The sequence below is a fragment of the Bradyrhizobium genomosp. III genome (genome assembly GCF_000261705.1).
GTDB lineage: Bacteria > Pseudomonadota > Alphaproteobacteria > Rhizobiales > Xanthobacteraceae > Bradyrhizobium > Bradyrhizobium ottawaense.
The window spans coordinates 1-4869 of the sequence record NZ_AJQF01000457.1; the positions used below are offsets into that span (position 1 = coordinate 1).

At 66.5% G+C, this 4869-nt stretch carries 3 protein-coding genes; 2 read left to right on the forward strand and 1 reads right to left on the reverse strand.

What is annotated here, in order from left to right; genetic code table 11:
• Positions 1-723: porin (locus IC66_RS0136270; protein ID WP_038950892.1), on the forward strand; the 723-nt coding region annotated here is incomplete at its 5' end.
• Positions 724-1327: 604 nt separating this feature from the next.
• On the opposite strand, the gene IC66_RS0136275 is transcribed toward IC66_RS0136270, so the two are convergent.
• The gene (locus tag IC66_RS0136275) at positions 1328-3772 is read right to left on the reverse strand and encodes a lytic transglycosylase domain-containing protein (RefSeq protein WP_038972465.1); all 2445 of its coding nucleotides are present in this window, start codon (positions 3770-3772) and stop codon (positions 1328-1330) included.
• 279 nt (positions 3773-4051) lie between these two features.
• On the opposite strand from IC66_RS0136275, the gene dapA reads away from it, so the two are divergent.
• The coding region (dapA, locus tag IC66_RS0136280) for a 4-hydroxy-tetrahydrodipicolinate synthase (RefSeq protein ID WP_038950894.1) at positions 4052-4869 on the forward strand (818 nt) is incomplete at its 3' end.

The following is a 4869-nucleotide window of genomic DNA, read 5'->3' on the forward strand; positions in this document are numbered from 1 at the left end:
GACCAGGCCTGGGGTCTGTTCCAGGCGTCGGTCGCCGCGCATGACAACCACGTTGCCTACTACGGCGCCACCGAGCCGACTGGCCACCCCGACGACAAGTGGGGTTGGGCTGTTCAGCTCGCTCTGTCGATCAAGAACATCCCGACTGGTGCGGGTGACGTGATCAACATTTCGGGCGTCTACACCGACGGCGCGTCCCGTTACAACTTCCAGAACCTGTCGGGCGGCAGCTACTCGATGTTCGGCAGCTCGGGCGTTGCCTACCAGAGCGTCGGCTTCGCCATCGCTCCGGACACCGTGTTCGTGACCGGCTCGTCGCAGGAGACTGTGAAGACCTGGGGCTTCCGTGGTGCCTACACCCACAACTGGGATCCCTACTGGAACACCGCGCTCTACGGTGCCTACGCTCAGGCACAGTTCGGCTCGCTGGCCAAGACCACGCTTTGCGGCGCCGGTGGTGCTGGCGGCGTGTTCGGCGGTCTCGCCGGTGTGACGGGTTGTAATCCTGACTTCGCCATCGGCCAGGTCGGTATCATCACCCGCTGGACCCCGGTCAAGAACCTCACGTTCTCGGCTGACCTGAACTGGACCCATCTCGACCAGAAGTACTCCGGTACGGTTGGTTACGCTGGTGCCGGCACGACGGCCAAGCCGGCCGCTGTGTACGAGCTGAAGGATCAGGACACCATCGCCCTGCTCCTCCGCGCTCAGCGCAACTGGTAAGTTCGGTCTAACGACCTGACAGAGAGCCCCGGCGGGAAACCGCCGGGGCTTTTCCTTTGCCGCGATGCTTGCCTTCTCGCTTGGCGCAATGGGCCAAGTTTGGCGCATCGCTCTCCATTGACGGTCTTCGTTGCGATCTGATGGAAGCCGTGGTGGGAGGGCAGGGCAATCGCATACGGCGTTTTCCGCCAGCTGAGCGCGCGCCTCGTCATTCGAGACGACCGCGAAGCCTGTCATAAGGCCGCCCTTTGCGCGGCCCCGTGGCGGTCTCCTGAGGCTGAGGCCAAGCGGCATCAGTGCCCGTCAAGACTGCTGCCGCACACTCCGTCCTCATCCTGAGGGCCCGCCAACGGCGGGCGTCTCGAAGGTTAGCTACAGAGGGGGCGCTCCCAAATGCGATTGCTCCGGGGTGGGAGAGGGAAGCTCCGCGCTTCCCATCCCTGGCAGTGGCGCGCGGGCGGAGAACTGCGCTGGCCGGCGCGGCCGCGCATACGCTTCGCTGGTCTGTCTTTGCAGCGGTGGCGACAGGCCCTTCATCTGCACCGTGAGGCAACGGCAGCGCTCGCAACCCATGCTCGCGGCTGCGAATCGAAAGAGCGGATCGCTATTCCACGCTGCCGGCGCCACGGCGCAGATCGGCTTCGATCTGTAGCCGCGTGCCGCCGCCGAAGCGGGCACGGTAGACTTGCAGGTTCTCCATGATCCGCTGCACGTAGTTGCGCGTCTCGGAGAACGGAATCAGCTCGACCCAGTCGACCGCGTCGACCTTGGGGTCGCGCGGATCGCCATAGCGCTCGACCCACTTCTTCACGCTGCCGCGGCCGGCATTGTAGGCGGCAAAGGTCATGATGTAGGAGCCGCGATAATCCTCGAGCAGTCCGCCGAGCTCGGCCGAGCCGAGCGTGGCGTTGTAGACCGAATCGTTCTTCAGCCGCCCCAGATCGTAAGTCGCGCCGTGGCGCTTACAGACATAGCGCGCGGCGTCGGGCGTCACCTGCATCAGGCCGTAGGCCTGCGCCGGCGAGACCACTGACGGATTGAATGCGCTCTCCTGCCGCGCGATCGCATAGACGATGCTGCGCTCGACGTCGGGACCGATCGGGGTGAACTGCGGAATGCCGTTGACGGGGTAGGCGTAAAAGTCGAACGGCAGGCCGCGATTGAGCGCGGCCTTGCCGAGCAGCAGCATGCCGCGCGCATCGTTGTAGCGCTGGGTCAGCTCGCCGAGGCCGGCGAGTGCTTCGGGATCGCCGTTCTCGCCCATGTCGGCCAGCAGCGGTATCGCCATCTCGCGCTCGTCGAGCTCGTAGAGCAGGTGCGCGGCGCGCACGATCTCCAGCCGCTCGGCGCCGCGGCCGCGCGGCTGGCTGTTGAGCTCGATCTGCGGCAGGCCGAGCTTGGCCCGGGCGAGCTGGCCGTAATAGCTGGTCGATTGTTCGGCCGCGCGGGCATAGGCGTTGCGCGCCTCCTGCTGGCGCCCCGCCGCTTCCGCGGCGCGGCCCTGCCAATAGCCGGCACGCGCCAGCGCGGTCGGATTGACGCTGCCGACGCCGATGCGGGCGAAATGCTGGGTGGCGGCCGCGGGGTCGTTGAGGAAGCGCAGCGCGATCCACCCGGCCGTGAACTCCTGCTCGGTCTTGTAGATGTCGCGCGAGGGCAGTGCGGCGTCGCGCGCGATCAGATAGGCGCTGCGGAATTCCTCGGTGTCGATCATCTTGCGCGCCAAAAGACGCCGCTCGATCCACCATTCGTCGAGATTGTGGAGCCGGTTCGGATCCTTCGGCGCCGACAGCATGAGCTGGGCTGCTTCGGCGAACTTCTCCTCGCGGCGCAGCAGCTGGATCCTGCTGAAGGTGAAGCCGGGGTCGTTGTGCAGCTCGCGGGGCACGGCGTCGAGCAGCGCGCGCGCGTTCGGCGCCTTCTTGACGGCGGCGATGCGGGCCTTGGCGAGTGCGACATAGCCGGCGCCCAGGCGCTTTGCGGCGCGCAGCGCGGCCTCGTTCTCGCTGCCGTAGAGCAGGGTGTCCATCCGCGCCTTCTGGTCGCCCGGCGTCAGCAGGGCGCCGAACTGGTCGAGCGCGTTGTTCTCGGTGTCCTCGGACATCGGATCGCTGCGCCAGGCCTCGCGCACCAGCCGCTCGGCATTGGCGCGGTCGCCGCGCGCCAGCATCGCCTTGGCGAGCGTGAACCGGCCCTTGGCGGAGATCGGAGATTCGTTCTCGAACCACGACCACGCGACGGAATCGTCGCGCCTGTCGTCCCACATCGCGGCCTCGAGGCGCCGGCGCAGGAAGGTTTGCGACGGCCAGCTCGGATTGGCGGAGAGGAAGGCGCGGTAGCGCTCCACGGTCGCGCCATTGTCCTCGCTGCGCAGGATGATCCATTCCGCGAGTTTTCGCGCGACCGGATCCGAGATGCCCGCTGCGACGCTGCTGGCGTCACCCGCCTTGCGCTTGCGCACGAGCTCGATGACGCTCTCGAGGGCGTCCTTGTCACCCTGGGGCGTCGACGACGTCGCAGCGACCGCGGCCGGTATGACCGGCTTGCGCGGCGCGGCATGCTGGCGCGTCGCCGGGGCCAGCACGGGCGCTGCGGCCGGTCTGGCCGCGGGGGCGGAAGGTCTGACGGTGGCGGTCACGGCCGGCGCGGGGGCCGTTTTCGGCGGCGAACCGCTGGCGGCCGGATGCGATTTCGGCGCAGGGGTCGCTACGGCGGGCTTTGCGGCAGGCGTTGCTGCAGGCTTGGGCTTGTCCTTCGCGGGCTCTGTTCCGGCGCTCTTGCCGCCGTCCTTGCCGATCTCCTTGGCCGGTTTCTTCGCAGCGTCCTTCGCCGGAGCGCCAGCGGCACCCTTGCTCGCGCCCTTGCTTGCTCCCTGGCTTGCTCCTTTGGCCGCGTCCTTCGAAGTTTCCTTGCCGGTTCCCTTGGACGAGCCCTTCGCGCTGTCCTTGGCAGCGTCCTTGGCGGCTGGCTTCGCGGTGTCCTTGCCGGCTTCCGCCGTCGTCTCATTGGACTTGGCCAGGGCGGCGCAGCCGACCGACAGCCCTGCCATCAGGCACACGATGAGACCGGTGGATCGCCAGGCGGCACGAGGGAATGAGGTCACGGGTTTGGTCGCCCCGAATCAGTCAAGTGGCTCAAGATCTAGCTGTATTTGATTGAATATGCGGACAAAATACCAACAGCGGCTTACCGCGGGCGGGTTTGCACCACTACCACGGCAAAATCGCGGCCTAAACGGTGCGTCACACGGAAGCGGGCCTTTTACCGGCGGGATAGACCCGATATGAAAGGGGCTTGCTCAAGAGATAGCCGCGTACGGAGGAAGTCCATGGCAGCCAAGACGAAATTCCGGGGGTCGTTCACCGCCTTGGTCACGCCGTTCAAGAACGGCTCGCTGGACGAGGCGGCATTCCGATCCCTGGTCAACTGGCAGATTTCGGAGGGCACCAACGGCCTGGTCCCGGTCGGCACCACCGGCGAGAGCCCGACGCTCAGCCATGACGAGCACAAGAAGGTGGTCGAATGGTGTATCGCTGAAGCCAAGGGCCGCGTGCCTGTGATCGCCGGTGCTGGCTCCAACTCGACCAAGGAGGCGATCGAGCTCGCCCAGCACGCGGAGAAGGCCGGCGCGGACGCCGTGCTGGTGGTGACGCCCTACTACAACAAGCCGACCCAGGAAGGCATGTACCAGCACTTCAAGGCGATCAACGACGCGATCGGCATTCCGATCATCATCTACAACATCCCGCCGCGCTCGGTGATCGACATGTCGGTCGACACCATGAAGCGGCTGTGGGAGCTCAAGAACATCGCCGGCGTGAAGGACGCCACCGCCAGCATGGTGCGCGTGTCGCAGCAGCGTGCGGCGATGGGCGAGGATTTCAACCAGCTCTCGGGCGAGGACGCGACCATCATCGGCTACATGGCGCATGGCGGCCACGGCTGCATCTCGGTGACGTCGAACGTCGCGCCGCGCCTGTGCTCGGAGTTCCAGGCCGCCTGGGCGAAGGGTGACCATGCCACCGCGCTGAAGATCCACGACAAGCTGATGCCGCTGCACAACAACCTCTTCATCGAGAGCAACCCGGCGCCGATCAAGTACGCGATGTCGCTGCTCGGCAAGCTCGACGAGACGCTGCGGCTGGC